Source organism: Lactobacillus melliventris, assembly GCF_042679465.1.
GTDB classification, from domain to species: domain Bacteria; phylum Bacillota; class Bacilli; order Lactobacillales; family Lactobacillaceae; genus Lactobacillus; species Lactobacillus melliventris.
Genome location: NZ_JBHTMT010000001.1, coordinates 310,119 through 336,759, shown reverse-complemented (window position 1 = coordinate 336,759; position 26,641 = coordinate 310,119). Strand labels below are relative to the sequence as shown.

The 26,641-nt window shown below is 35.7% G+C and carries 28 protein-coding genes and 1 pseudogene; 9 read left to right on the top strand and 20 right to left on the bottom strand.

Features of this window, described 5'->3' with window-relative positions; genetic code table 11:
- Positions 1-13: 13 nt before the first annotated feature.
- Together ACFQ32_RS01755 and ACFQ32_RS01750 are read right to left on the bottom strand one after the other, a co-directional pair.
- Positions 14-811 carry a Nif3-like dinuclear metal center hexameric protein gene (locus ACFQ32_RS01755; RefSeq protein ID WP_046324869.1) on the bottom strand — a complete coding sequence of 266 codons (798 nt, stop codon included), beginning with the start codon at positions 809-811 and terminating at the stop codon, positions 14-16.
- Positions 804-1,487 carry a tRNA (adenine(22)-N(1))-methyltransferase gene (locus ACFQ32_RS01750; RefSeq protein ID WP_046324870.1) on the bottom strand — a complete coding sequence of 228 codons (684 nt, stop codon included), beginning with the start codon at positions 1,485-1,487 and terminating at the stop codon, positions 804-806. Before ACFQ32_RS01750 ends, ACFQ32_RS01755 begins: the two co-directional genes overlap by 8 nt.
- Positions 1,488-1,753: 266 nt before the next feature.
- Between ACFQ32_RS01750 and ACFQ32_RS01745 the strand changes: the two genes are divergently transcribed.
- From ACFQ32_RS01745 to ACFQ32_RS01730, 4 genes and pseudogenes are all read left to right on the top strand, one after another.
- Entirely contained in the window at positions 1,754-2,194 is a 441-nt protein-coding gene (locus ACFQ32_RS01745) for an 8-oxo-dGTP diphosphatase (protein ID WP_046324871.1), read from the top strand.
- Between the two features lie 130 nt (positions 2,195-2,324).
- Positions 2,325-2,615 (top strand): hypothetical protein, encoded by a 291-nt coding sequence (locus ACFQ32_RS01740; protein WP_046324872.1) that lies wholly within the window; start codon positions 2,325-2,327, stop codon positions 2,613-2,615.
- A pseudogene (locus ACFQ32_RS01735) lies at positions 2,609-2,659 on the top strand (hypothetical protein); the annotation flags it as partial. The gene ACFQ32_RS01740 and the pseudogene ACFQ32_RS01735, both read left to right, overlap by 7 nt.
- Before the next feature lie 12 nt (positions 2,660-2,671).
- Complete coding sequence (locus ACFQ32_RS01730; protein WP_046324873.1) at positions 2,672-2,908, top strand: hypothetical protein; 237 nt, start codon at positions 2,672-2,674, stop codon at positions 2,906-2,908.
- A gap of 45 nt (positions 2,909-2,953) precedes the next feature.
- Here ACFQ32_RS01730 and rpoD read toward each other — a convergent pair whose 3' ends face one another.
- The 10 genes from rpoD to rpsU all read right to left on the bottom strand — a co-directional run bounded on the left by rpoD (position 2,954) and on the right by rpsU (position 13,060).
- Positions 2,954-4,075 (bottom strand): RNA polymerase sigma factor RpoD, encoded by a 1,122-nt coding sequence (gene rpoD / locus ACFQ32_RS01725; protein WP_084619548.1) that lies wholly within the window; start codon positions 4,073-4,075, stop codon positions 2,954-2,956.
- A gap of 13 nt (positions 4,076-4,088) precedes the next feature.
- Positions 4,089-5,897 carry a DNA primase gene (gene dnaG / locus ACFQ32_RS01720; protein WP_046324874.1) on the bottom strand — a complete coding sequence of 603 codons (1,809 nt, stop codon included), beginning with the start codon at positions 5,895-5,897 and terminating at the stop codon, positions 4,089-4,091.
- A 15-nt stretch (positions 5,898-5,912) separates the two neighbouring features.
- Positions 5,913-7,979 (bottom strand): glycine--tRNA ligase subunit beta, encoded by a 2,067-nt coding sequence (gene glyS, locus ACFQ32_RS01715; protein ID WP_046325208.1) that lies wholly within the window; start codon positions 7,977-7,979, stop codon positions 5,913-5,915.
- Entirely contained in the window at positions 7,972-8,889 is a 918-nt protein-coding gene (gene glyQ / locus ACFQ32_RS01710; RefSeq protein WP_046324875.1) for a glycine--tRNA ligase subunit alpha, read from the bottom strand. The genes glyS and glyQ overlap by 8 nt, the downstream gene beginning before the upstream one ends.
- Positions 8,890-9,132: 243 nt before the next feature.
- On the bottom strand, positions 9,133-9,888 hold the full coding sequence (recO, locus tag ACFQ32_RS01705; RefSeq protein ID WP_046324876.1) for a DNA repair protein RecO: 756 nt from the start codon (positions 9,886-9,888) through the stop codon (positions 9,133-9,135).
- A gap of 1 nt (position 9,889) precedes the next feature.
- Positions 9,890-10,798: a GTPase Era gene (gene era, locus ACFQ32_RS01700; protein WP_046324877.1), complete on the bottom strand. Its 909-nt coding sequence runs from the start codon at positions 10,796-10,798 to the stop codon at positions 9,890-9,892.
- A complete protein-coding gene (gene ybeY, locus ACFQ32_RS01695; protein ID WP_046324878.1) occupies positions 10,798-11,322 on the bottom strand; it encodes an rRNA maturation RNase YbeY in 525 nt (174 codons plus the stop codon). Before ybeY ends, era begins: the two co-directional genes overlap by 1 nt.
- A 5-nt stretch (positions 11,323-11,327) precedes the next feature.
- On the bottom strand, positions 11,328-12,278 hold the full coding sequence (locus ACFQ32_RS01690; protein ID WP_046324879.1) for a PhoH family protein: 951 nt from the start codon (positions 12,276-12,278) through the stop codon (positions 11,328-11,330).
- 24 nt (positions 12,279-12,302) lie between these two features.
- Complete coding sequence (locus ACFQ32_RS01685) at positions 12,303-12,746, bottom strand: GatB/YqeY domain-containing protein (protein WP_046324880.1); 444 nt, start codon at positions 12,744-12,746, stop codon at positions 12,303-12,305.
- A 137-nt stretch (positions 12,747-12,883) separates the two neighbouring features.
- Complete coding sequence (rpsU, locus tag ACFQ32_RS01680; RefSeq protein WP_009560161.1) at positions 12,884-13,060, bottom strand: 30S ribosomal protein S21; 177 nt, start codon at positions 13,058-13,060, stop codon at positions 12,884-12,886.
- Positions 13,061-13,224: 164 nt separating this feature from the next.
- On the opposite strand from rpsU, the gene ACFQ32_RS01675 reads away from it, so the two are divergent.
- From ACFQ32_RS01675 to ACFQ32_RS01665, 3 genes are all read left to right on the top strand, one after another.
- On the top strand, positions 13,225-14,052 hold the full coding sequence (locus ACFQ32_RS01675; protein WP_046324881.1) for a pyruvate, water dikinase regulatory protein: 828 nt from the start codon (positions 13,225-13,227) through the stop codon (positions 14,050-14,052).
- Between the two features lie 150 nt (positions 14,053-14,202).
- Positions 14,203-14,739: a peptide-methionine (S)-S-oxide reductase MsrA gene (msrA, locus tag ACFQ32_RS01670; protein WP_046324882.1), complete on the top strand. Its 537-nt coding sequence runs from the start codon at positions 14,203-14,205 to the stop codon at positions 14,737-14,739.
- A 150-nt stretch (positions 14,740-14,889) separates the two neighbouring features.
- Entirely contained in the window at positions 14,890-15,768 is an 879-nt protein-coding gene (locus ACFQ32_RS01665; protein ID WP_046324883.1) for a YitT family protein, read from the top strand.
- 49 nt (positions 15,769-15,817) lie between these two features.
- On the opposite strand, the gene msrB is transcribed toward ACFQ32_RS01665, so the two are convergent.
- Positions 15,818-16,249: a peptide-methionine (R)-S-oxide reductase MsrB gene (gene msrB, locus ACFQ32_RS01660; RefSeq protein WP_046324884.1), complete on the bottom strand. Its 432-nt coding sequence runs from the start codon at positions 16,247-16,249 to the stop codon at positions 15,818-15,820.
- A 144-nt stretch (positions 16,250-16,393) separates the two neighbouring features.
- Between msrB and ACFQ32_RS01655 the strand changes: the two genes are divergently transcribed.
- Positions 16,394-17,578, top strand: coding sequence for an aminotransferase class I/II-fold pyridoxal phosphate-dependent enzyme (locus ACFQ32_RS01655; RefSeq protein WP_046324885.1), 1,185 nt, complete (start codon positions 16,394-16,396; stop codon positions 17,576-17,578).
- Positions 17,579-17,662: 84 nt separating this feature from the next.
- Positions 17,663-18,157: a thiol peroxidase gene (tpx, locus tag ACFQ32_RS01650; protein WP_046325209.1), complete on the top strand. Its 495-nt coding sequence runs from the start codon at positions 17,663-17,665 to the stop codon at positions 18,155-18,157.
- A 52-nt stretch (positions 18,158-18,209) separates the two neighbouring features.
- Here tpx and ACFQ32_RS01645 read toward each other — a convergent pair whose 3' ends face one another.
- From ACFQ32_RS01645 to prmA, 7 genes are all read right to left on the bottom strand, one after another.
- Positions 18,210-18,710 carry an NUDIX hydrolase gene (locus tag ACFQ32_RS01645; RefSeq protein WP_046324886.1) on the bottom strand — a complete coding sequence of 167 codons (501 nt, stop codon included), beginning with the start codon at positions 18,708-18,710 and terminating at the stop codon, positions 18,210-18,212.
- Positions 18,711-19,186: 476 nt separating this feature from the next.
- A complete protein-coding gene (gene aspS / locus ACFQ32_RS01640; protein ID WP_046324888.1) occupies positions 19,187-21,037 on the bottom strand; it encodes an aspartate--tRNA ligase in 1,851 nt (616 codons plus the stop codon).
- 2 nt (positions 21,038-21,039) lie between these two features.
- Positions 21,040-22,326: a histidine--tRNA ligase gene (gene hisS / locus ACFQ32_RS01635; protein ID WP_046324890.1), complete on the bottom strand. Its 1,287-nt coding sequence runs from the start codon at positions 22,324-22,326 to the stop codon at positions 21,040-21,042.
- Between the two features lie 270 nt (positions 22,327-22,596).
- Complete coding sequence (gene dtd / locus ACFQ32_RS01630) at positions 22,597-23,034, bottom strand: D-aminoacyl-tRNA deacylase (protein WP_046324892.1); 438 nt, start codon at positions 23,032-23,034, stop codon at positions 22,597-22,599.
- Positions 23,034-25,274, bottom strand: a complete 2,241-nt coding sequence (locus ACFQ32_RS01625; protein ID WP_046324893.1) for a RelA/SpoT family protein — start codon at positions 25,272-25,274, stop codon at positions 23,034-23,036. The genes dtd and ACFQ32_RS01625 overlap by 1 nt, the downstream gene beginning before the upstream one ends.
- Positions 25,275-25,294: 20 nt before the next feature.
- Complete coding sequence (locus ACFQ32_RS01620; protein ID WP_194240838.1) at positions 25,295-25,648, bottom strand: hypothetical protein; 354 nt, start codon at positions 25,646-25,648, stop codon at positions 25,295-25,297.
- A gap of 43 nt (positions 25,649-25,691) precedes the next feature.
- Positions 25,692-26,636, bottom strand: coding sequence for a 50S ribosomal protein L11 methyltransferase (gene prmA, locus ACFQ32_RS01615; RefSeq protein ID WP_046324897.1), 945 nt, complete (start codon positions 26,634-26,636; stop codon positions 25,692-25,694).
- Between the last annotated feature and the right edge of the window lie 5 nt (positions 26,637-26,641).

Below are 26,641 nucleotides of genomic sequence, written 5' to 3'. Positions count from 1 at the left end.
CTTATCTCCTTAATTAAAATAAATCTTGAAATGGGTTAGTTGATACTTCAGATTGGGTAATTTCGACATTCCAAGAATGTTCTTTATTCCATTCAAGCAATTTTTGATAAATTTTTTCTTTAAAAATCTTTTCAGTGTAGTGACCCGGATCAACTACTGTTAGACCAGCAGAAATCATATCATGGCCTGTATGGTAATAAACATCTCCTGTAATAAAAGCATCAATATTCTCTTCTACTGCTTGATGCCAATATTTGCCGCCATCACCGCAGATAAAACAAACTGAAGAAATAGTCTGCTGATTATCAGCAGTAATTAATCTTACCATTTTTACCTGCATCTTGTCTTTGACGTAATAAGCAAAATCAAGTGCCGATAGTGGTTGAAGCAATCTCCCCTTGCGTCCTATGGCAATTCCATCATCGTCTGGACAAAACGGTTCAACGTCTTTCAAACCCAACTCTTCAGCTTGCCAGTCGCTTGAACCATCTTCAGCCTTGTCTGAATTGGTATGAATAGAATAGACCGTAATGCCATGAGCAATTATTTTACCGTACATAGCATATTGGGGATTGGCAAAATCCAAGTTTGGAGCGGGGCGAAACATCAAGGGATGATGACTAATAATCAAGTCAACACCATTTTGCACTGCCTCGTCCACCACTTGTGGTCTGACATCTAAGGTGGTCATTATTTTAGTGACATTTTGCTCAAGTGAGCCTATTTGGATGCCAATTGGATCACCTTGGCTAGCTATTTCTTCTGGAAAGTGTTGCCTTAAAACGGCAACTATATCCTCTACTTTAGTCATTTATTTCTTCCTCAATCATTTTTATTTCATACTCAATTTGCTTAATATGTGCCCCATCTTTTTCCTGGGCCTTATTTAAATTAGTTAGCAGCCTTTGATGGTAAGCTAATTGATCACGCCATTTTTGATAAAAAACTTGATTTTTTTCTTTTAGAATTTCAGGTCCAAAAAATATTTGCCGGTCAGTTAAACTGATAGTATTTTCCAGCTCTTGTGCCTTAATCAGTTCATATATATGCCCAGCTTCAGCGATAATTTTTTCGTTAATAATTTGATACTTATGTGCTGAAAGCCATTCACGCACACCCGGCTCCCCCACATTAGGCTCCAAAATTAATGTAGCAAAATGAAAATTTCTTGACCAAGCTTCGTTTAAAATATTGGTCATTAACTTGCCACCCATACCGGCAATTACCACTGTATCAATTCTGTCTTTGGCGCTAATTGTTTCAAGTCCAGATCCTAAACGAGTTTCAATTTTGTTTTTTAAGCCAGCAGCAATGATATCTTTTTCAGCATTTTCTAAAGGCCCAGCTGCTACATCACTGGCAATAGCATAATCCACTTTACCCTCTTTTACTAATTGGATCGGTAAATAAGCGTGATCTGTTCCAATGTCTGCTACACGGGCTCCTTGATCAACCATTTGTGCTAAAGTACGTAATCGTAAATTCATCCTCATCCTACTTTCTTTATAATAGAATTTTAGCATAATGCTTTTTATAAGATAAAAATAAAATAATAAATTTAGCTACTCTTATTATTAGTTTCTAAAGCAATCTGGCGGTCTGACAGCTCTGATACATCTGTTAGCATCATTTAGAACTAAAGCAAAAATCATTGCTTGCTATATTAAAACAAAGTGTAAAAATTTTCTTTTTCTTTCTAAATTGCTATTTTATAATTGATAATAAGATTTAAAAGAAAGAGATCTTTTACTTAATGGATAGAACTGAACCAGTTACTTTAACGAATATGTGTATGATTAAAAAAAACAATAATATCTTAGTTTTGGATCGCAATGACCCCTATTGGCCAGGACTTACTTTTCCAGGAGGCCATGTTGAAGATCATGAATCTTTTCATGACTCAGTGGTGCGAGAAGTTAAGGAAGAAACAAATTTAGATATCAAAAACCCGCGCCTATGTGGCATTAAGCAATTTTATGATGAAAATGATCACCGCTATCTTGTTCTTTTTTATATAGCGACTGAATTCACTGGCACAGTCAAAGCCTCAAGAGAAGGCAAATTGACGTGGATGACTAAAGAAAAACTTTTCCAACATAAATTAGCATATAATTTTGACCGCGACTTGCTGGTATACTTTAACGAAGATATTGATGAGCATATCTTGGACGGTAAACGGGATGAATTATTTTAAGGAGTATCGAAATGCTTTCTGAACCAGGAATTAAGCGTTAGCATTTAGGACAAATAGTAATCCAAGAAATTCTGATTATTATGGTACCTGGATTATTTTTATCTATTAAGCCCTGACTAAAAGCAGAATTATGGCCCTAATAATTTTGCTAACTTTGTTTATCATGGTTCTTCTGCAACTAACCCTTCTACGCGAAAACATCTTTAAGCAAATAGTCCAATTTAATCATTATTTTCAAGCCGTTAAAGTCCAAATATATTTTTTGGTACTCCACAAAATCGGAGCAGGTTTTAACAAAGTTTTTAATACTAAGAACTTTATCTGTTTGTTAACTCCTCTTACTTTGTATGAACTGGTTATGCTAGTTCCTAAGGCAGAACTACCATGGTGGAAAATAAATAATAATTTGAGCAAATTATAAATGCGTTTGCCGCAGGTATTGTTTTTGCTGCAGTTTATTTATATACAGGTTCTTTTTTGGTTAATTTGGGCTATCATGCAGTTTATGATATACTAGCCTTCCTAGTTACTGGCTCAACAGTTATGACAGTACCCCATATCTTTGACTGGGAATATCTCTTTATTACCACTTTGATCTATTTGGCTTTTGCCTTTTTCTTATTATCAAGTAAGCGAAAAAGTGTTATCCCATATAATTTGCAGCAACGGGGACTAGAAAATAAGCACGGTGCCAGCGATTTAACTTTTAGCTAATAAAAAAGACAAGATTTGAAAAAATCTTGTCTTTTGTTTGGCTAATTAATCTAGGAAATCACGTAATTGATTTGACCTACTTGGATGTCTTAGTTTACGTAAAGCTTTAGCTTCAATTTGACGAATACGCTCTCTCGTAACTCCAAACACTTTACCAACTTCCTCAAGTGTTCTAGTTCGACCATCATCTAAGCCGAAGCGTAGCCTTAAAACATTCTCCTCGCGATCAGTTAAAGTGTCAAGCACTTCTTCTAATTGTTCTTTGAGCATTTCGTATGAAGCATGTTGTTCAGGACTAGTTGCATCCTTATCCTTAATAAAGTCACCTAAATGTGAATCATCCTCTTCACCAATAGGAGTTTCCAAAGATACTGGTTCTTGTGCAATTTTTAAAATGTCCCTAACTTTAGAAGTAGGCATATCCATTTCTGCACCTATTTCTTCAGGAGTTGGTTCACGTCCTAAGTCCTGCAACAGTTGTCTCTGAATTCTAATCAACTTGTTAATTGTTTCAACCATGTGGACCGGAATTCTGATAGTTCTAGCTTGGTCGGCGATCGCACGGGTGATAGCTTGTCTAATCCACCAAGTTGCGTAAGTTGAGAACTTGAAACCTAGGCTGTAATCGAATTTGTCCACGGCCTTCATCAGACCCATGTTACCTTCCTGGATAAGGTCCAAAAATGACATGCCACGACCTACATAACGCTTAGCAATAGAAACCACTAAACGTAAGTTGGCCTCAGCCAATTCTTGTTTAGCTTCTTCATCACCTTTTTCAATCCTTTTTGCCAAAGAAATTTCTTGATCAGCATTTAGTAAGGGTACGCGGCCGATTTCTTTCAGATACATTCTGACTGGATCATTCATTCTGACACTTGAAGGTGCCGACATATCTTTTAATTCAGCCTTTTCAACATCTTTTTGCTTTTTTAAAGCTAATCTCGAAGGATTACCCTTCTCGTCAACAATGCTAATGCCATTATCTTCAAATTCCTGAACTAATTGGTCAACTGCTTTTCCCTGTAGTTTATAGGGCTTAATCAATTGAGCAACGAATTCTTTTTCAGTAATAGATTTATCTTTTTTAACATCTTTAACTACCTTTTTGACCATTTTGTCTAAAGATAATTTTTCGGTGTTAGCGGTTTTTCCATTTTCTACCACAATAAGCCCCCCTTTAACCCTGGATTCTTTTTAACTGCAAAATTTTACGAGTAATACTTAATATTTCATCCGTATCAGTTTTACGTTTAGCATCTTGTAAATCATTCATTAGTTGTTGCAATTTAAAATCAATTTTTCGCCTGTTTAAAGCATTAATTTGCTCATCGATTTCGCGGTCTGAAAAATCCTGGGGCATGTCTGTCATTTCAGCATTAACTATTATACCTTGAAGTTCACTAGGAATAAAATCTAAAAAACTATTAACTCCCGGATTTTCTTGATTTTCACTAAAATTTAACCATAATTCCGCTAATTTTTGATATTTAGGGTCTGGAAATAAAAATTGATGTGATAATAAATATTCCCGAGCATGTCTTGAATGAATAAATAAATATAATAACCGAGTTTGAACAGGATCGTTTTTACTATAATTCTGTTCAGGTTCAACAAAAGAACCGGAATAGTTGCTATTTGATTCTTCAGGTTGCGCACTATAATTGGCTTGGTGCCTTCTAGCCGCATTTTGCTGTCTGCGATATTTGGTAAAATTAACTTTGAGTGAATCCTTCGAAACACCTTGTTGTTGCGAAATCTTATCCAAATATAGATCTTGCTCTACTGGATTAGACAATTGAGCAATCTCTTTCACTGCTTCGTCGAGATAAGCTAATTTTTCCCGGTCATTTGCTAAATTATATTTTTGAGCCAACCTTTTAAGAAAAAAGTCTGTAGGAGTTAAAGCACCTTTAACTTCTTCCTGATATTTTTCCCAACCATATTTCTTTACATATTCATCAGGATCCAGCTTTTCCGGCAGAACTACTATCCCTAAATTAAAGCCCCCAATATTATTAAACATTCTGGCTGCACGTTCTTCAGCGTGAATTCCTGGGTCGTCTCCGTCATAATTAATGATGATGTTTTTAGTGATCCTGCGTAACATATATATTTGTTGATCAGTCAAGCTGGTTCCCATAGAAGCTATACCAGATTTAATTCCTGCTTTATAGGCCGCAATTACATCCATGTATCCTTCATACAAAATTAAATGCTTTTCACTGCGGACTGCTTTTTTTGCTTCCGCAAAATGAAAAAGAGTTTTAGATTTAGTAAAAATTTTGGTTTCAGGACTATTAATGTATTTAGCTTCTGTTTTATCTGGCGAAAGCCTTCTACCAGAAAATCCAACCACATAGTCGCCTTCATCAGTGAGAGGAAACATCAGCCGATCTCTAAAGCGATCAAATAATTCACCAGTCTGAGATTGCACAAATAAGCCACTCTCAGCCAAATCTTCATCTTTAAATTTCTGGTCTCTTAAATAAGTCAAAAGCAAATTGTTTTGTTTAGGAGCATAACCAATACGAAAATGAGCAATTATTTCATCGTTAAGACCACGTTGTTTAGCATAATTATATCCTGGTCTACCAGCATTTGTTGAAACTAATACTTTATGATAAAAATCGGCAGCCTCCTCATTAATTTTTATTAAAATATTGGAAAACTTTGGTTTTTGGTTATTATATTGCCCGATATCAATATGACCAAAATCAGCAACTTTTTGAACACTTTCAGGAAATGTAAGATTTTCTTTATACATTAGAAAAGAAAAGACATTACCACCTTTGCCACAGCCAAAGCATTTAAAAAATTGTTTCCCTTCATTAACAGTAAAAGAAGGAGTTTTTTCTTCATGGAATGGACAAAGACCAACATAATCTTTGCCTTTCTTTTCTAGAGAAACATACTGGCTTATGACATTTACAATATTGACATTATTACGAACTTTAGCAATAGTTTCTTCAGGTATAAGACCAGCCATCTTTGCACCTACTTTTTATTTAATGACTAATTTGCTTAAATCACCCAATCGCTTTGAAAGTTGTGCCACATCACTTAGCTGTGCCAAACGATTATTTTTAACAGCTTCATCTTTAGCCATAATCATATTAGTTTCGAAGTAAAGATCAATTACTGGCTGTAATTTCACAAATCCGTCATAAAGATCTGCTAATTTATCAATTTTACTTAAATCGTTAACGCCCTCGGCAAGTTGGATTTCGGTATCGTTATCAAATAAGTCCTTGTTAACAATATTCTTACCTTTATATTTTGCCTTTTTCAAAATATTATTAATTCTAATTAAACTTTCTACTACTGGTTTGAATTTATCATCATCATGATGTAATTGCAAAACTTTTGCTGCAGCTAAAATTTGTATTGGATCCTGCTGACTTGAAGCTAAAACTGCATCAATTATGTCATATTTATAATTATTTTTCTGTAAGTACTGTTTAATACGATCACGAATAAATAAAGAAATCTCTTCTTCCTGCTCAGCTTTTTTAGGCAGCTTAGCCGGAGTTTGATTTTCAAGAGCCGACACAATCTCTGGTAAGACATCATTAAAAGGTAATGACCAACTCTGGTTTATTAAAATGCGAACAATACCATAAGCATAGCGGCGAAGAGCGTAGGGATCATTGGATGAACTAGGGATCATACCCACAGCAAAGAAAGTAATTATAGTATCTAATTTATCTGCTATAGATAACAAGGAGCCAACAGTTGTTTTGGGCAAATTTCCTTCAGAAGTGGTTGGCATATAATGCTCTGCAATTGCTGCTGCAACATCATCCTTTTCACCAGCCAATTTGGCATAATGCTTGCCCATGACACCTTGCAATTCAGCAAATTCTCCTACCATTTGAGTTACCAAATCAAACTTATATATTTGGCTAGCACGATCGAAATCACTGACAACTTGCTTATCTAGGTGCCATCTTTTTGCTAAGAAATCACCAATGATATTGACACGCTTCATCTTCTCAGACATTGAGCCAATTTTGTCATGAAACGAAACATTGTCCAATTTTTGTACAAAGTGACTTAAAGGATATTTTCTGTCTTCATCATAGAAGAATTGTGCATCATCAAGTCGTGCTACCAAGACCTTTTCATTTCCTAAAACCACATTTTCTAAGTAATCTTTATTACCATTGCGCACAGCAATAAAATGATTAATTAATTCTCCATTTTGATCATAGACTTCAAAGTAACGCTGATTATCCTTCATCGAAGTGATAAGAACTTCTTTGGGCATCTGCAAATACTTTTTAGCAAAAGAACCTGCAAAAACAGTAGGATATTCAACTAAATTTGTTACCTCTTCAAGTAAACTTTCATCAGATTTAATTTGCCAATTATTTTTCTTAACTAATTTATTCATTTGGTCAATGATCATTTTCCGACGTTTATTTGCGTCAACAATCACAAACTGATCTTTTAACGCATCTTCATAATCGGAACTATTGGCTAAAACTACGCTATCTCCCAGAAAACGATGCCCTGCCGTCTTTCTACCAGCTGTAATGTCAAGAATTTTTACGGGTATTACATCACTGCCATATAGTGAAACAAGCCAGTGAATAGGACGGACAAATTCGAAATCGTGAGAATCCCACCGCATTTTTGTGGGAAAAGTCATTGACTTAATGATTTCACTCATTCCCAACAGGATATCACTTGTTTTTTTACCCTCTTTTTTTACATGCACGTAAGCATATTCCGTACCTTTTAATTTGTCAAAATAAATATCGTCAGTAGTCATTCCTTGGCCACGGGCAAATCCCTGTGCGGCTTTGGTCCAATTCTTATCTTGATCAAGAGCGATTTTCTTTGCCGGTCCCTTTTTTATTTCATCAATATCTTCTTGTTTTTCCGCCAAAGCTTCAACTAAGACAGTTAGTCTCCGAGGTGTTGAGAAAGTTTTAGTACATTTAAAGTTAAGACCCTTTTCTTTAAGAAACTTTTCTGTTCTCTGCGCAAGCTGTTTAACACTCCGTTCAACAACATGAGCTGGCATTTCCTCAGTACCAATTTCAAATAAATAATCTTTAGCCATTTTCAAGTCCCGCTTTCTTATCTTCTGCTTTTTTCAATAATGGAAAGCCTCTTTTTTCACGTTCTTCTACAAAACATACCGCTACTTCATGAGCTAAATTTCTAATTCGAGCTAAATAACCCGCTCTTTCAGTAACTGAAACAGCTCCCCTGGCATCAAGCAAGTTAAAAGTGTGTGAACATTTTAAAATATAATCGTATGCCGGTTGAACTAAATTTAAGCCGATTAATTCTTTAGCTGTTTTTTCATAGACATCAAAAAACTGTAAAAGATCTTCCTGATTTGATTCTTCAAAAGCATACTTGGAGTTCTCATATTCAGCTTCTTTAAAAATATCACGGTACAAAACGCCGTTGCCCCACTCTAGGTCAAAAACAGAGTTGACATTCTGTATATATGAAGCTAATCGTTCCACCCCGTAGGTAATTTCACTCATTGTGGGTTTAACATCAAGTTCACCAACGGTTTGAAAATAAGTAAACTGACTTACTTCCATTCCATCAAGCCAAACTTCCCAACCAACACCGGCACAACCCATTGAAGGGTTTTCCCAGTTGTCTTCTACAAACCTAATGTCATGCTCAAGTGTATTGATACCTAGTTCTTTTAAGCTGTCTAAGTAGTATTGTTGAATATTTTCCGGTGCAGGTTTTATCACCACTTGGAATTGATGATGTTGAAACAATCTGTTAGGGTTATCACCATACCTACCGTCAGCCGGACGTCTTGATGGCTCGACATAACATGCAGCCCATGGTTCTGGTCCCACAGCGCGTAAAAAAGTATAGGGACTCATTGTTCCTGCTCCCTTTTCAACATCGTAAGAGGGCATTACCATGCAGCCCTTTGAAGACCAAAATTTTTCTAATTTAAAAACCATATCTTGAATAGTTAATTTTTTCTTTGCCATTTATATTTCCTTCCTGCATCAGACCATAAAAAAAGCCTATGCAAAACATGCATAGGGACGAGATTTAATCGCGGTTCCACCCTAATTCAGGAAATAATTCCTGCTCTTAATTAAATTGACTAGAGGTGCCTTTTCCCAGATGCTCTCCCACTGTTTAGCACTCGCTTAACAGGTACTTTTTTTATCCTCATTATCGCCAAAATACATTATTATTTTACCATAAAATTCAGTGAAGCAGAAGACTCACTCGTTTAATTTAAGTTCATCTAAAAACTTTTTAGTTTTGAGGTTAAGATCAATTGTTTCCTGATATATGCGGTCAATAGCCTTACGGGTCGCCGTTTTGGTAGCAGTATTTATTTTGATGTCGCCTAACCGTTCAAAAGGAAGTAAAAAGATCGTTCTTAAAACAGCAGTTTCCTTTGGTTTTAAATGTAATCGGCCAGGATCTGTATCAAAATGCTGACTACACAAAATGCCACCACTTTTAATGGAATAATCAAATTCGCCTTGTTCTTTACCACAAATAACGCAATGACGCATTTCTGGCTCAACACCATAAGCTTGCAATAATTGCATTTGCACAATTTGGGTGATCATTTCAGGATCAGTTCCAGCGTTAATTTTTTGTAACGCAAAATTTGCCAGATTATAGTATTTACCCAGATTTTGATATTCAATAAAAGCATGATCTATCAAATCAAGGATAAAAGAAGCATATGCATTTTTAGTTAAATCACTAAACAGGCCATCAAATTGACTGACGTTTTTATAAGTTCTGAGCGTACTTAGACCGTGACCGGTAAAATATATGACATAAGTGCCATAGGAAAAATTAAGTAAAGATGCACCTAGTTTTGATTTTGGCTTAAGTGCTCCATGAGCAAGTAGAGTAACTATTCCATTATTCTTGGTCATTATTTTTGCCAATAAATCTGCCTCACGGTATTTTTGCCTTTTAAAAATAATTCCCTGCACTTCTTTTAATTGTCGTGCCATTTTAGCTAAAATCCTTGGGATTATAGCCTATTTGCTTTAAAAAGCGTGGATCAGAACGCCAATTATGTTGAACTTTAACCCAGAGATGCAAATTAACTTTTTCACCTAACAAATCTTCAATTTGATGTCGGGAATTAATGCCAATCTGCTTCAGCATCTTTCCGCTTTTGCCAATAATAATTCCTTTTTGACCATTCTTTTCAACATAGATGGTAGCTTCAATTTGCAGTTTATTATTTTCATGCTTATTCATTTGTTCGACCCAAACAGCAGTAGCATGAGGAACTTCTTCAGCAGTCAAGTTTAAAATTTGTTCACGAATTAATTCTGCTACCATGAAATATTCAGGGCGATCAGTTATTTGATCTGTTCCATAATATTTGGGTCCTACAGGTAAATATTGATGCAACACCTGAATCAGATCACTAATCCCTATTCCCTGCGTTGCAGAAACTGGCAAAAATTCCTTAAAAATGTCCAGTTGACGGTATTGATCAATAATTGGTAACAGTGCGTTGGGATTAACCTGATCTACTTTATTAATAAGAAGCAAAACTGGGACCTTCGCTTTTTTCAACAAATCAGTAATATAAGCATCACCTTTGCCCATTTTTTCTGGTTCAACCATAAATAAAATGAGATCGACATCGTTTAAGCTAGACAAGCTGGCTTTATCCATATAATTATCTAAATCAAGGTGGGGCTTAAATATACCGGGAGTGTCAACAAAAACCGCCTGCATATCATCAGTGGTTAAAATGCCAGAAATCTTGTTACGCGTAGTCTGAGGTTTACTTGAGGTAATAGCAACTTTTTGACCTACTAAATAATTCATTAGGGTAGATTTACCAACATTAGGTCTTCCTAATAAAGCAACAAAACCAGATTTATTTTTTATATCATCAGTCATTATTTTCCTCTGCCTTCATCAAGTTGATCCGGATATAGTGGCAACCCATATTCTTCTAAAACTTTACCCTGAATTTTAAACATTACTTTTGCTTCATTTGGTTTAATATGATCATACCCATTAAGATGCAGAAAGCCGTGAACCAAAGTATAACCAAATTCGCGGTCCCAACCTGTACCATAATCCTTACTATGACGCATAATTACACTCGGACACATAAATAGATCGCCTATATCCTCACTGAATTCTGGATCATTTTCAAATGTACTGTAATCCAACAGGTCTTCACCATCTTCAATGGCAAACGAAATAACATCAGTCGGTCTGTCTTTGTCACGATATTTCTTATTAATTTCATTGCTTTTCTCTTCATCAACGAAATTAATACTCATTTCCAAGTTATTCTTTTTAGCAATATCATTTTTAGCAAGCAAAAGAAGGTCATTAATCCATTTCTTCCAATCACGCGTTTTATCATCAAGAAAACCAACTTCATCATTGAAAGTAATATCAATTGGGTTCATTAATTTTATTTATCTTCCTTTTCATATGCATTAATAATCTTGGCAACAACCGGATGACGAACAACATCGTTAGCTGAAAACCAAATAAATTTTATTTCAGCAATATTTTTTAAAATTCTCTGGGCATCAATTAATCCACTATGTTGTTTTCCAGGAAGATCAACTTGAGTCATATCACCGTTAACAATCATTTTTGAATTGAAACCCAGTCTTGTTAAAAACATTTTCATTTGAGCATCAGTGGTATTTTGAGCTTCATCTAAAATCACAAAAGCATCGTCCAAAGTGCGTCCGCGCATATAAGCTAAAGGAGCTACTTCAATAACTCCCCGTTCCATTAAATGATCAGTAGTATTTGTTCCTAATATAGCATAAAGAGAGTCATAGATTGGCCTTAAGTAAGGATCAACTTTTTCTTTTAAATCACCAGGTAAAAAGCCTAATGACTCTCCTGCTTCAACAGCAGGCCTAGTTAATACAATTCTAGAAACTTCTCCTCTTTTAAAAGCAGCAATTGCACATACCACCGCTATAAATGTCTTACCAGTACCGGCAGGACCAATACCAAATACAACATCATTTTTTTCAATTGCTTCTACATACTTTTTCTGCCCCATATTTTTAACTCTAATCGGTTTGCCTTTAGCATCCCGAATTAAAATCTTTTTGTATAAGTCAGGAAAATATTCCGTAGTACCTTTATCGGCCATTTTCATGGCACTCACAACATCAGCGGGACCAATGTTAATATTGGCATTAACTACATTATCCAAAGCTTGCAGAACAGCTGATACTTTCTTGATATTTTTATCTTCACCCTGAATGGCAATGCTATTACCAGTGTCAATTACACTAGTATTATAGCCAGTTGATAAAAGATTCAAGTTACTATCATTAACTCCAACTAGTTTTTGGATATTTTCAGGATTTTTAGGAATAAAATTGGTTTGGGCCAAATAACTCTGCTCCTTTTCTTGCGTTTAACTTAACTGCTTACGCACCGCATTAGAAGCTGCTTTACCATCAGCTTTACCTTTTATTTTAGGCATCAAAGCTTTCATCACTTTGCCAAAATCGGACTTGCCCTTAGCTTCAGTTTCAGAAATTGCTTGGGAAACAGCCTGGTTGAGCTCTTCATCTGTCATTTGCTTGGGCAGATAATTTTCAACAATAGCTAATTCCTGTTTGGTTTCTCCTACTAAGTCGTCTCTATTAGCCTTAGTAAATTCTGCAATTGATTCTTCACGCTGCTTCTTTTCTCTGCTGAGAACTGTCAGTTCTTCATCAGCGGTTAAATCATGACCAGCTTTAATCTTTTCATTCATCAAAGCTGCTTTTATCATACGCACTGTGTTCAATTTTACTTTATCACGTGCTTTCATTGCGTCTTTCATATCTGACATTATTTGCTCAGACAAACTCACATAAATTCCCTCTTTCTGTGTAAAGTCTAGGTAAATTATATCAAATTTGAACCTTAGTTTAAATTAAATAATGCCTTAAACTTTTGATATTTGTAATGAAAAAACGACTTCTATCTTTTGATAAAAGTCGTTTATAATTAATAATGTCTACGTTTACGAGCTGCTTCAGACTTGAGTTTCCTACGAACGCTAGGTTTTTCATAGAACTCGCGCTTACGGTATTCTTGTAGAGTACCGCTTCTAGAAACGGAACGTTTAAAACGACGAAGAGCATCATCAATAGACTCGTTTTCGTGAACGACTGTCTTGGCCATATGTGATCCCTCCTTCCATTTCTTGACGTTACCGTCATACATTTAACTAAATTATATCAAACATCAACAATCGGTCAATACAAACGTTCAATATTTTTTAGAAAAAAGTTAACCTGTTAATGACTTTTGTTAAATTGTATAATAAATTAAAAAAGGAGTAAATGATGGCTGAAGAGACACTAAAAAAAGAAGTTAACATTATAATTATTTCAGATTCTGCCGGAGATACAGCGTTTAATAATGCTGTAGCTGCCGCAGCACAATTTCCTGACGCACAAATCACTTACAGAAGATATCCTTTCATAATCAATAAGGAAAAATTAGAGGAGACTTTTGAAGAGATAATACAATACCCTAATTTGTTACTTATATACAGCTTGGTAAAAGATGAAATGCAAATACCAGTTATTCGTTTCGTCAGAGAACATCACATACAAAGTGTAGATATCTTATCACCTGCAATTGAGTCTATCCAAAAATTGACTGGTCTTAAACCTGAGCAAAAAATTGGTGCACAACACAAAATGAACCAAAAATACTTCGATCGGATTTCTGCAATGGAGTTTGCTGTAATGTACGATGATGGGAAGGATCCTAAAGGGTTTTTGGAAGCAGATGTTGTTCTGCTGGGAGTTTCAAGGACTTCAAAAACGCCTTTATCTTTATTTTTAGCAAACAAAAATTTGAAGGTAGCGAATTTACCGCTGGTGCCTGACACCCATATTCCTAAGGAAATATATCAAATTGATCCTAAAAAGATTATCGGTTTGACTAACGATTTATCCGTTTTAAATGAAATTAGGCGGGAAAGAATGATTTCTTATGGCTTGAGTCCTGATACATCTTACTCTAATACCGATGCGATTAAAAAGGAATTGGATTCTGCACAAAAGCTTTATGATAAATTAGGCTGTTTTGTAATTAATGTTGCACACCGCTCAATTGAAGAAACAGCAGCTATTATTATGAATCATTTAGGAGTACAAAAGTAATTTCTAGGGACATATTTTAAGCTGAAAAGGGCTTATTTAATAAAGCGCCAAGTTTAAGAATATCGAGGCTGATTAATTGCAGTAAGGTGGCTCAAAAAATAAAATAGAAGTAGGTAATAACAGCTTTTAGTTCATAGAAAGGGCCAAATTATGCAAGCAAATAATGAAAAACTAGATACTGCGATTTTCGCTGGTGGGTGCTTCTGGTGCATGGTTAAACCTTTTGATTCACTGCCTGGAATTAAGAAAGTGATTTCTGGATATACAGGAGGTCATGTCCCTAACCCTACTTATGAGCAAGTTTGCACTGGAACTACTGGTCACACAGAGGCCGTGGAAATAACTTTTGATCCTGAAATTATATCGTATCAGAAATTATTGGACTACTATTGGCAAGTAACGGATCCTACAGACGCAAGCGGACAATTTCAGGATCGTGGAGATAACTATCGTCCAGTAATTTTTTATAATTCCCCTGCTCAAAAAGAAGCAGCTGAAAATTCAAAAGAAGCTTTACAAAAAAGCGGCAAATTTGATGACCCCATTGTTACTCAAATTGAGCCTGCTAAACCGTTTTATCCGGCAGAAGATTACCATCAGGATTTTTACAAAAAAAATCCTTTCCGGTACAATCTTGAAGAGTCTGGTGGCAGAGCAGATTTCATAAAAAAACATTGGCAGAATTAATCAAAGTTTTGCCCAAAAGTGCTTTAAATTTTACGTAGTTGTGTTAGTATACTTAAGAAAAATACTAGTTTTTATATTTAATATGAAAACTAGTATTTTATTATTTTATAAAAATTAATTAGAGTGCTTAAGAAAAAGGATTTATTAACAATGGATCAACTTGACGCGTTCAATCGGCGGTATAACCTACTATCAAAAATTTCTGCATCTTTTTTTTATTCATTAGCGGTTGCTGTAGCTTTAAATTTCTTTTGGACACCCGGCCACATGTACTCTTCGGGAGTTACTGGTTTTGCACAATTGATTAACACTATGAGTGAGCGGTTTTTGCCCTTTACCTTGTCAACTTCAGTCCTCTACTTTGTTCTTAATTTGCCCCTACTTCTTTTAGCGTGGATAAAGATTGGCCATAAATTTACCTTCTTTACCATTATTACTGTCATTCTTGGTTCAATTATGATGAGAGTCATTCAACCAGTAAATATGCATATTGACCCCCTTGTCTGTGCTATTTTTGGTGGTATGATCAACGGACTAGGAACAGGTTTTGCTCTAAAGAATGGTATTTCAACTGGCGGACTGGATATCATTGGAATAGTGATTCAAAGGAAAACGGGTACTAGTTACGGTAAAATCAGTATTTTAATTAACCTGATTATTATTGCTGCTGCGGGTTTTGCTTTCGGCTGGACCCGTGCCCTTTATTCAGCTTTGACAATTTTCATCAATGGCCGTGTAATCGATGCTGTATACACTCAGCATCAAAAATTACAAGTCACAATTGTTACAGAAAAGCCTAAAACAATCATTGATGGCATTCAAGAAAAAATGCACCGGGGCATCACTATCTTTCATGATGTTGAGGGTGCATACAGCCATAACGAGAAAAAAGTTCTCATTACAGTTATTGATAGATATGATATGTATGACGTTTTACATATTGTTAAAAAAAGCGATCCTTATGCTTTTATGAGTGTTACCGAAGTAGAACGAGTTTATGGCAGTTTTAAGGAACAAGAAATAGTTTAAGTAGTAAAAAGGCCTGATTTTGACATCAGGTCTTTTTACATAATTTTTATTATTTAAAAAGTTTTCGGTATTCACCATATCCTCTTTGTTCCAATTGATCAAAAGGAATAAAGTCTAAAGCAGAGGAGTTAATGCAATATCTGAGCCCTCCTTTATCACTGGGTCCATCATCAAAGACATGTCCCAAATGTGAATCACCTTCTGGACTCTTAACTTCAGTTCTTTCCATATTGTGTGATTGATCACGGTGATAAACCAATTTCTTGATTGGCCGGGTAAAACTAGGCCACCCGCAACCCGCATCATATTTATCTTCGCTTGAAAACAAAGGCTCTCCTGAGACAATATCAACGTAGATTCCTTTTTGGTAAAAATCATCATATTTTCCTCTAAAAGGATAATCTGTTGCTGCTTCTTGAGTAACTTGAAATTGGTCTGGTGTTAGTTCTTTTAGCCTTTTGGCTTTTTGATCTTGATCCATTTATCTCACGCTCCTTAATTAACTATAACAAAATTTGGGATAACACACTAAACTAAAACTTTATAAAAAACACTTTTTCTTAATTTTATTTAGAAACATACTGGGTTATAATATGGTTTCAATAAAAAAAGGAAGGTTCTTTTTATGCCAACATTAGCAAAAAATTTATCAACAAAAATTAATTCGAAAATTAGTAGTATACCTAATCCAGCGATCAGATCCTTCAATCAAAAAATTTCCACAATACCTGGAATTATAAAATTGACTATTGGTGAACCTGACTTAAATACCCCAGAACACATAAAAAGAGCGGCAATTGAGGACATTAAAAATGATGACTCTCATTATGCTCCTGAAGCTGGAAAAGAAAAATACCTGGAAGCTGTTAGCAAATATCTAGCAAAAAGCTTAGGTGTTACATATGATCCCAAAAGTGAAATCTGTGCTACGGTTGGAGTTTCTGAAGGATTGAATATCGCCGCCATGACTTTACTTAATCCTGGTGAAAAAATAATCGTACCTACCCCTGTTTGGGGAGTCTACTTTGGAATCATTAAAATGGCTGGCGGAATCCCAGTTCAAGTAGATACTTCTAATGATCATTTCCTCTTAACTCCAGAAAAATTAACGGAAACTTTGGAAAATGAAGGAAAAGGCGCAAAGGCTGTTATCATCACTGATCCCTCTAACCCAACAGGACGAGTTTATTCAAAGAAAAACTTGCAAGAATTAGCAGCTGTTATTACCAAATACGACATTTTTGCTGTCAGTGATGAAATCTATGCTGAATTAATTTATGGTCAAAAAAAGCATTATTCATTGACACAATTCATTCCTGAAAGAACTGTTTTATTATCGGGGCTTTCAAAAAGTGTCGCCATGACTGGCTGGCGTATAGGCTATATAGCTGGACCTGCTGAGTTAATGAAATCAATGATAAAGGTGAACTCATTTTTAATTTCCGCAGTAACTGACAATGTTCAAGCAGCCGCCACAGAAGCTTTGAATTATGGAGATCAGGACTATGTTGCCGCGCGAGAAAAATATCAAAAACGCATGCATCTGCTTCAGGATGGACTTGAGAAAAATGGCTACACTATGGCTACTCCTGAAGGGGCATTTTATATTTTTGCTAAAATTCCCAGTAAATTTGGCTGTGATGATGTGGCGTTTGCCAGTGATTTAGCTGAAAAAGCCAAGGTTGGCGTAACACCAGGCAGTTATTTCGGTGCTGGTGGTCAAGGATACGTACGCTTATCCTATGCTTCGTCTGAAGAAAACTTAAAAGAAGCTATTAAACGTATCAGTAGCTATACTGAAAGCAATTAAAAAGCTGATTTATTGAGTTACTATTCTGCGATAGGTTAAACTTGAAATGGTAATTGTTTTTATTTTTGAGAAAGGGTAATGATTATGCAAGTAACAATGAAAAGTGAGCCGCTGTCAACTAATGGAGAACCAATCAAAATTGGTGAGCAACTGCCAGATTTTAAGGTAAAAAAGTCTGATGGTTCAGTTGCATCAAGCACTGATTTGGTTAATAAGGTTACACTGATTAGTGTTGTACCTAATATCAATACTAGCGTCTGCAGTATTTCCACTAAACGCTTTAACAGCGAAGTGGATAATTTTGATGGCATTAATTTCTATACTATTTCTACCAATACTCCAGAAGAACAGAAAAATTGGTGTGCTGCAGAGGGTGTATCAAAAATGGAGCTTTTGTCAGACGAGAGTTTTGACTTCGGCAAAAAAATGGGTTTGTTTATTGATGCTACGAAATTTGATTCTAGAAGTATCTGGATTGTAGATGCAAATAGAAAAGTCTTGTACCAAGAACTTATTCATGAGTTAACCAATGAACCTAATTATGCCAAAGCACTTGCATTTTTACAGAATTTGCGGTAAATATGAATAAACAGAAGCTGTTAAGGAAATTTTCCTTAACAGCTTTTTTAGTTTAAAAAACTGGGTGATCTAGTACAATCCAATTAGCAAAAGTTTGGTCTGCTAAGTCAACCTTATCCGGCTTTAACAAAATCTCTTTTGCTTTTAATACTAAAGGCGATGAATTTGCCAGATTGAGCTGTTCTAGAGGAACTGATACAGCCCCTAAAGAATCTTGCCCCGTAAACTGTTTAACTGTAGTTTGTAAATTACCACCAAACTTATTGATTTTATAAAAAACACAGTTATGTTGATTAAAATGCCATTGTTCATAGTCCCAAGGATATCTAAATGAGGTAACACCAATTTGGTCATAGTCTTGCACAATTAATCCAGTTTCTTCCTTAACTTCTCGCTTAACCGTATGGTCTAATGGCTCCCCATCTTCCAAACTACCGCCCGGCAAGTCATACCGATTTATATAAGGCCCACCCTCTTTTTTGATAACAACTAAACTTTGTTGATCACCAATAATACCATAACATCCGAAAGCACGATGAAATTTTTCCGTCATAAATTATCCTCCTAGTATAAAAATAATAACTGAATAATAATTCTCTCATCATTTAATACTCAAAGCAATTTTATTTAGAGCCTAGTTGCAGCTCTGGCCAGAGGAGCAATAGAATTATATATTTTATGATATAAATGATAGTATTTTTGATAAAGGGCAGTGTTATGTGGATCTGGCGCGATAATTTCATTATATTTTACAAATACATTGATGCAGCTATTCCAGTCTTTAAACCAACGGCACCCCATTGCTGCAATCATAGCGGCACCAATTCCAGGTCCCTGTTCATTCTTTAAAGCAACAATATTTTTATCGCATAATTTATCCTGACATTTTTATTATATAAGTCTGTGAAAGCGCTACATCATAAGAAAATGTCCTCAAGCAAAATTGAATGAGGACAAATAAAAAAGCACAAGAGCTGTGAAAATTTCTTCACAGCTCTTGTGCTCTAATTAAAAATATATTTAAATCTGCTAATCCCAAGTGGTATTTTGGGCGGCGTCTTTTTCAGCCTGTGCTCTTAAGTTAGCTTCAATCTTTGCAACATCATCATGATACTTATCTTCGACAACTATGCCCAAATCACTTAATTGCTGATCAGATACAGGTGCGGGAGCATGCATCATTGGTTCAGATGCATTAGCGTTTTTTGGAAATGCTAGTACATCACGAATATTGTCTTTTTCTGCAAGAAGCATTGCAAAACGGTCAAGTCCAATGGCAAGACCAGCATGAGGTGGAAATCCCATGTCCAAAGCTTCTAGCAAATAACCAAATTGTTCATAGGCACGCTTTTTAGTAAAACCGAGAGCCTTAAACATTTTTTCCTGAATTGACCGTTTGTGAATACGTATTGAGCCCCCACCAAGCTCGTCACCATTCATAACTATATCGTAGCTACGCGCATGAGCCTTATGCGGTTCAGTATCAAGAAGCTTGATGCCTTCGTTATCCGGCATTGTAAATGGATGATGTGCAGCAATCCATCTACCGAAGCCTTCATCGTATTCAAATAATGGCCAGTCCACTACCCAAATAAAATCAAATACGTGCTTAGGTATAATATCAGTTTCTTTGGCAAATTCACGACGTAAGTGATCAAGTGAATCACAGCAAACTTTCCATTTATCAGCAATAAATACTACTAATTCCCCACCTTTTAAATCAAACTCTTTAATTAATGCAGATTTATTCTCGGTAGTTAAAAAGCGTGAAACTGGTCCAGAAAATTCTCCATCTTCAAATTTAACCCAAGCCAGACCCTTTGCATGATAGCGCTTAATATAGTCTTGCTTTTTCTCAATTTGTTTACGAGAATATTTTTGTGCGCCGCCTCTAACTGCAATTCCTTTGACAAAACCACCATTAGCAATAGCACTAGAAAATACTTTAAAATCACTATCTTTAAACACAGAGCTTAAATCGTGAATCAGCATGCCAAAACGAATATCAGGCTTGTCAGTGCCATACTTATTCATTGAATCAGTCCAAGAAATGCGTGCAATAGGTGTTTTTAAATCAATCCCCATTACATCTTTCATAATTTTCTTTAATAGGCCTTCGGTATAGTCCTGCACCTGTTGCTCATCAGTAAAAGACGTTTCCATATCAATTTGCGTAAACTCAGGCTGTCTATCACCGCGCAGATCTTCATCTCTAAAACATCTTGCCAATTGATAATATTTATCAAAGCCTGCACCCATCAATAATTGCTTGAAAAGTTGAGGAGATTGCGGTAATGCATAAAAACTACCCGGATAAATCCTGGAAGGAACTAAATAGTCTCGCGCTCCCTCGGGAGAAGATTTTCCTAATATTGGTGTTTCAATATCGATAAAGCCGTTTTGATCAAAAAATTCGTGCGTGGCTTGCAATATTTTTGAACGCAAAATAATCGCGTTTTGCAGGCTTGGTCTGCGTAAATCCAAATAGCGATATTTTAATCTGGTTTGTTCAGCAACTTCAACATCATCTTTTATTTCAAAAGGTGGGTTCTTTGCTTTATTCAAAATAATAATTTCTTTAGCGTCAATTTCAACTTCACCAGTTTTCATATCTGGGTTAATACTGGAGCGTTTGACTACTTTTCCTTTAACTTGAATAACGAATTCATTTCCCAGTGCGTCAGCGGTAGTCATCAAGTCTTGACCTGAATCATGATTAACAACTACCTGAACTATACCCTCTCGATCGCGCAAATCAATAAATACTAAGTTACCAAGGTTTCGCACGCGCTGAACCCAGCCATATAAGTTTACTTCTTGGCTAAGATATTTGGGGGTAATATTGCCACAATAATCAGTTCTTTTTTCTACTTGCTTCATTTTTATTCCTTTAATTGTTTCATTATTGTATTCATATTTTCAAGATCATCAAAACTGAACTTGAAAGTTTGCCCATCAGCAAGGCGCTTAACATTTAAAACTCCGTCGGATAATTCTTTAGCTCCAAGAGTAATAACAAATTTTGCATTTGCCCTGTCAGCCTTTTTAAATTGCGCCTTTAATTTCTTTTGGTCAACATCATATTGCGCCTTTAGTCCGTTTTTACGCAACAAACGAGCAATTTCAACAGTTTTTATTTGTGTTTCTTGACCGATATTAGTAATGAAGAAATCAATGCCTTGATCCGCAAACAATGCTGGGTTTTGTTTTTGTAATACCAGCATTAACCGTTCTTCTCCGATACCAAAACCAACGGCAGGTGTAACTGGTCCGTCAAATTCCTTAACTAAGTTATCATAACGACCACCACCTAAAATGGTTGAGGCAGATTCCCAAATACTTTTATCTTCGACCATAAATTCAAAAATGACGCCAGTATAATAATCAAGTCCGCGAACTAAATCATTATCTATCACATAACTAATGTCCAATTGGTCCAGCATTTCCAAAATCTGATCAAAATTAGCCTTTGATTCCTCATCTAAATAGTCAATTATTCGGGGGGCGCCAGGTAAAAATTGCTTATCCTGGTCATCTTTGGAATCTAAAATACGTAAAGGGTTTTTTTCTAACCGCCTTTTTGAGTCATCTGAAAGCTGATCTTTAAAAGGTGTAAAGTAATTGACTAAAGCATCATGGTAATCCTGACGAACCTTGGAGTTTCCTAAGGTATTAATATGCAATTCATAATTTTTGACACCCAGTTTGGCTAATAAATCATGTGCTAAAACAATTGTTTCTACATCAGCTAAAGGATTATCCGAGCCAAAACTTTCTATACCAATTTGATGGAACTCACGCTGGCGGCCAGCCTGAGGCCTTTCATACCGAAACGTGGACTCGATATAGTAGACATTTAAGGGCTTAACCACTTCAGGAGCATAAAGTTTATCTTCTACATAAGCTCTAACTACTCCAGCTGTTCCCTCGGGCCTTAAAGCAATATGCCTGCCGCCTTTATCATTAAAGTCATACATTTCTTTTTCAACGACATCCGATGTCTCACCACTTGAACGAGCAAAAACGCTATAATTTTCAAAACTCGGTGTCCGAATTTCCCGGTAATTTGCTTGTTTAAAAAAATTACGCAATATTTGTTCTACTTTTTCCCATGAACCAGATTCGTCTGGCAAAATATCAACTGTCCCTTTAGGTCTTTGAACTCTCATTTAATCATCCTTTTAATAAAAAAACGTCCTTGAATAAATCAAGGGCGCTCTGAATTAGCACGGTACCACCTTTTACCTGCTGCGAATAACGCTCGCGATGCGCTTATTATCTGGTAAAGGGGTCACAGTTAGTTTATTTTCCGTCTTCTCAGCAAAACAGACGGTCTCTGAAATTAAAAACTATACTTCAGTCTTTGTCATTGATAATTCTTTTTTAGCTTATAGTTTTCCAGGCAAAAAGTCAACCTGTAGTGCTGTTAAGCCTAATTTTTACAGGTCCAACACAATAGTAAAAGGACCATCATTTTGTAAATCAACCTGCATATCTGCACCAAATTCTCCGGTTTCAACAGTTAAGCCCTGCTTTTTGAGCTCTTCATTAAACTGCTCCCATAATTCCGCGGATTTTGGTGGTTTCATAGCTTTGATAAAACTTGGTCGATTACCTTTTTTAGTGTCAGCTAATAAAGTAAATTGACTCACGCTTAAGATTTGTCCGCCAACATCTTTAATTGCCAAATTGGTTTTGCCATTTTCATCTTCAAAAATTCGCATTTTGGCAATCTTAGTAGCAGCCTTTTTAATCTGCTCTACTCCATCGCCTTCTTTTAAGCCAACCAGCAATAACAAGCCTTTATTAATTTGGCCAACCGTATTGCCTGCAATTTTGACACTGGCATTATTTACTCTTTGGACGACAACTCGCATTAATTATCAGCCCTCCTTGTTTGGTAAACATCAGGAATATCTCTTAATTTTGATAAAATTCCGTCTAATTGTGCAGAATTATTAACCGCAACTGTCGCATAAATATGAGCAATGTTATCTTCATTTACTTTACCTGAAATATTATTAATATTTGGCGTTAGTGTATTTAATTTGGTAATGACGTCAGTAAGCAGCTTTCCGCGATTGTAACCAAAAACTTCAATATTGGCATTAAATGCTTGGGCACTGTTTTCTTCAACATTTTCCCATTGCACTTCAATCAATCTGCCCTGGCTATCATCGTTATTAACGATATTACGGCAATCTGTTCTATGAATAGTCACCCCGCGGCCCTTAGTAACGTAACCAACAATTTCATCTCCTGGGACGGGATTACAACACTTAGCTAAATGAAGCATCAAGTCACTAATTCCTTGAATCATGACACCATTTTTATGCTTGATTTTCATTGCTTTAGAATCTTTTTTAGTGGTTGTAGTTTCCGAGACAGATTTTTGCCCAGAGTTAAGAATTTCTTCTTCTAGCTGCTTTTGCTTCTTTTTCTCGTTTTCATGGCGTATATCAGCTGTCAGCCTATTAACTACACCAATAGCGGAAAGATCACCAAAGCCTATTGAGGCATACATCTCATCAGCAGTATGATAATTAATTTGTTCCAAAAGTGGCTCGATATGATCTTTAGACATGAATTCTTTTGGTGAAAGTCCCTGATCACGCAATTTATCAGCAACCATTTGCTGACCCTGCTCGATGCTGTGATCCCGGTCAAGGTTTCTAAAATATCGCCTAATTTTATTACGAGCACGGGAAGTCTTAACCAAATCAACCCAATCACGAGATGGCGTCGCATTTGATTGTGTCATAATTTCAATGACATCGCCGTTTTTCAGCTTATAGTCTAAAGGTACCAATTTACCGTTAACTTTAGCTCCAACAGCATGACTGCCAACCTGAGTATGAATTTCATAAGCAAAGTCCAAGGTTACTGACCCTTTTGGCAATTCATAAACTTCACCTTTGGGAGTAAAAACATAAACGCGATCAGAAAAGATTTCACTCTTAACGCTTTTCATAAATTCATCAGCATCCTGAGTTTCGTCTTTTAATTCTAAAATTTCGCGCACCATATCCAATTTTTCATTTGAACTGGTCTGTTCTACACCCTTAAAATTACCTCTTTTATAAGCCCAGTGGGCGGCAACACCATATTCGGCAATTTCATGCATTTGTTCAGTTCTAATTTGTATCTCAAGTGGTCGGCCGCCAGGACCAATAATAGTCGTATGAAGAGACTGGTAGCCATTTACCTTGGGAACAGCAATGTAATCTTTGAAACGGCCAGGCATTGGCTTCCATTTCGTATGAACAGCTCCTAGCACTGCGTAACAGTCCTTAACTGTTTTAACAATAACCCGTACAGCTAACAAATCATAGATTTCATTAAAATCCTTATGTTTGTTAACCATCTTTTTATAAATAGAATAGATGTGCTTGGGTCTGCCATATATTTCATATTTAATTCCTAGACTGTCCAAGCTTTCCTTAAGTGTCTTGATGGCATCTTGAATATATTTTTCTCTTTGACTACGCTTAAGGCTCATTAAATTAACAATGCGATAATAAGCTTTAGGATTCAAATAATGAAAACTCATATCTTCAAGTTCCCATTTAACTGTTCCAATACCCAGACGATCTGCTAAAGGTGCATAAATATCCATTGTTTCTGAAGCAATTCTGCGTTGTTTATCGGGACGCAGATGCTCTAAAGTATGCATATTATGAAGTCTATCAGCCAGTTTAACCATAATTACCCGGATATCTTTAGCCATTGCTATTAGCATTTTCCTGTGGTTTTCAGCTAAAAATTCCTGGTGTGATTTATACTGGTATTTATTTAGTTTAGTAACACCATCAACAATAAAGGCAACATCTTTGCCAAATCTTTCTTTTATATCATCATTTGTAACTGGCGTATCTTCTACAGTGTCATGCAAAAAGCCTGCAGCGACAGTGTCAGGGTCAAGACTCAAATTAGCAAGCGTACCGGCAACCTGAGTAGGATGAACAATATAGGGTTGTCCTGAAGCTCTTTTTTGTTCTTTATGCGCGTTTGCAGCAAATTCATAAGCTTTTTCGACAAATGCAATTTGATCATCATTCATATATTTTTTACAGGTATCTATCACCTGCTCATGTGTCATTTCAATGTACTTTGACATATAAATCGACCCTTCTAATACTATGCATAAATTTGATTATCCATTACGCCAAAAATTTCTAAAATGAGGTAGATTAACCCAAACAGAAAGTTGTAATTGGCATATTTAATTAAAACGATTAAACAAAAACACCCAGGCATTAATAACAGCCAATAATGTTTGAGATTGCGTTTTTTAATTAGTTTACCAACATGGTAACTGATAAAGCTGTTAGCTAATATAAATAATAAACTTACACGCCAAATAGTCCCTATTGAAAAAAGACTAAATAATAACGGCAGGATCATGACTAAAACGCTCCAGTAAATGACTGGTGTCACCTCATAACTATTTAACTTCTTAATTACAGGTATATTTTTTATTTTGTCAATCAACTTGCTAATTCCTTACTAATTTAATTATCTATTATAACTCATTTTAGTTATCTTTTCTTTCAATAATTAATCCTATCCAGCGGCCACTTTGCATTGATAGGACAACCTGGAAGCCATTTTCGCTTAAAGCTTTCTTTATTTTAGCAGCCTGAGAACAATCTATTCCTGAAAAAATGACTTGTCCACCCTCATAGAGATGCTTATTTAACTGCGGAATCAAATCAAGGAGTATTTCAGCTAAAATATTAGCAACTATAATATCATATTTACCCTGAACATTATCTAATAAGCTGGTTTTTTTAAGTTTAATATTAGTTAAATCGTTCAAAGAAATATTTTCACGAGCAGCAGTAATTGCTTCGTCTGAAATATCAGTTGCCAGAACAGAACTGGCTCCCAAAAAAGAGGAAGCAATAGCTAAGATTCCTGAACCAGTGCCAACATCACAAACTTTTTTGGGTCTTATAAGCGTTTGCTCAAGTCCAATTAGGGCTAACTGCGTTGTCTCATGCGAGCCAGTGCCAAAAGCCAAACCAGGATCTAATTTTATTAACCTTTGATCTTTAAAAGCCGGCTGATATTCTTCCCATTCAGGTACTATTGCCAAATGGCGGGAAAAATCAATTGGATGATAAAACTTTTGCCAAACAGTATTCCAGTCCTCATCTTTAATGTAGGATGTACTTATTTCTGCTTTACCTATTTTTAAACCATAGCTTTTTAATTCAGATAACTTTTGCTTGTATTCTTCAATCAATTTTTCTTTATCTTGATCACTATCAAAATAAGCTAAAAACTGTAAATCTTCTGGTAAATTATTTATTTCTTCAAGCTTAATCATTGTTGAGTCAGATTTCCAGCCAGCATGTTCAAAGTCGGACCGTTTTCGGGTCTCAGTACCCAAACAATGCAAGACATCATTACTAAATATGTTTAAAGCATCTTCAACTTCGTGACTGGTTTCAATTTTAATAATCAATAATTTCATTATTT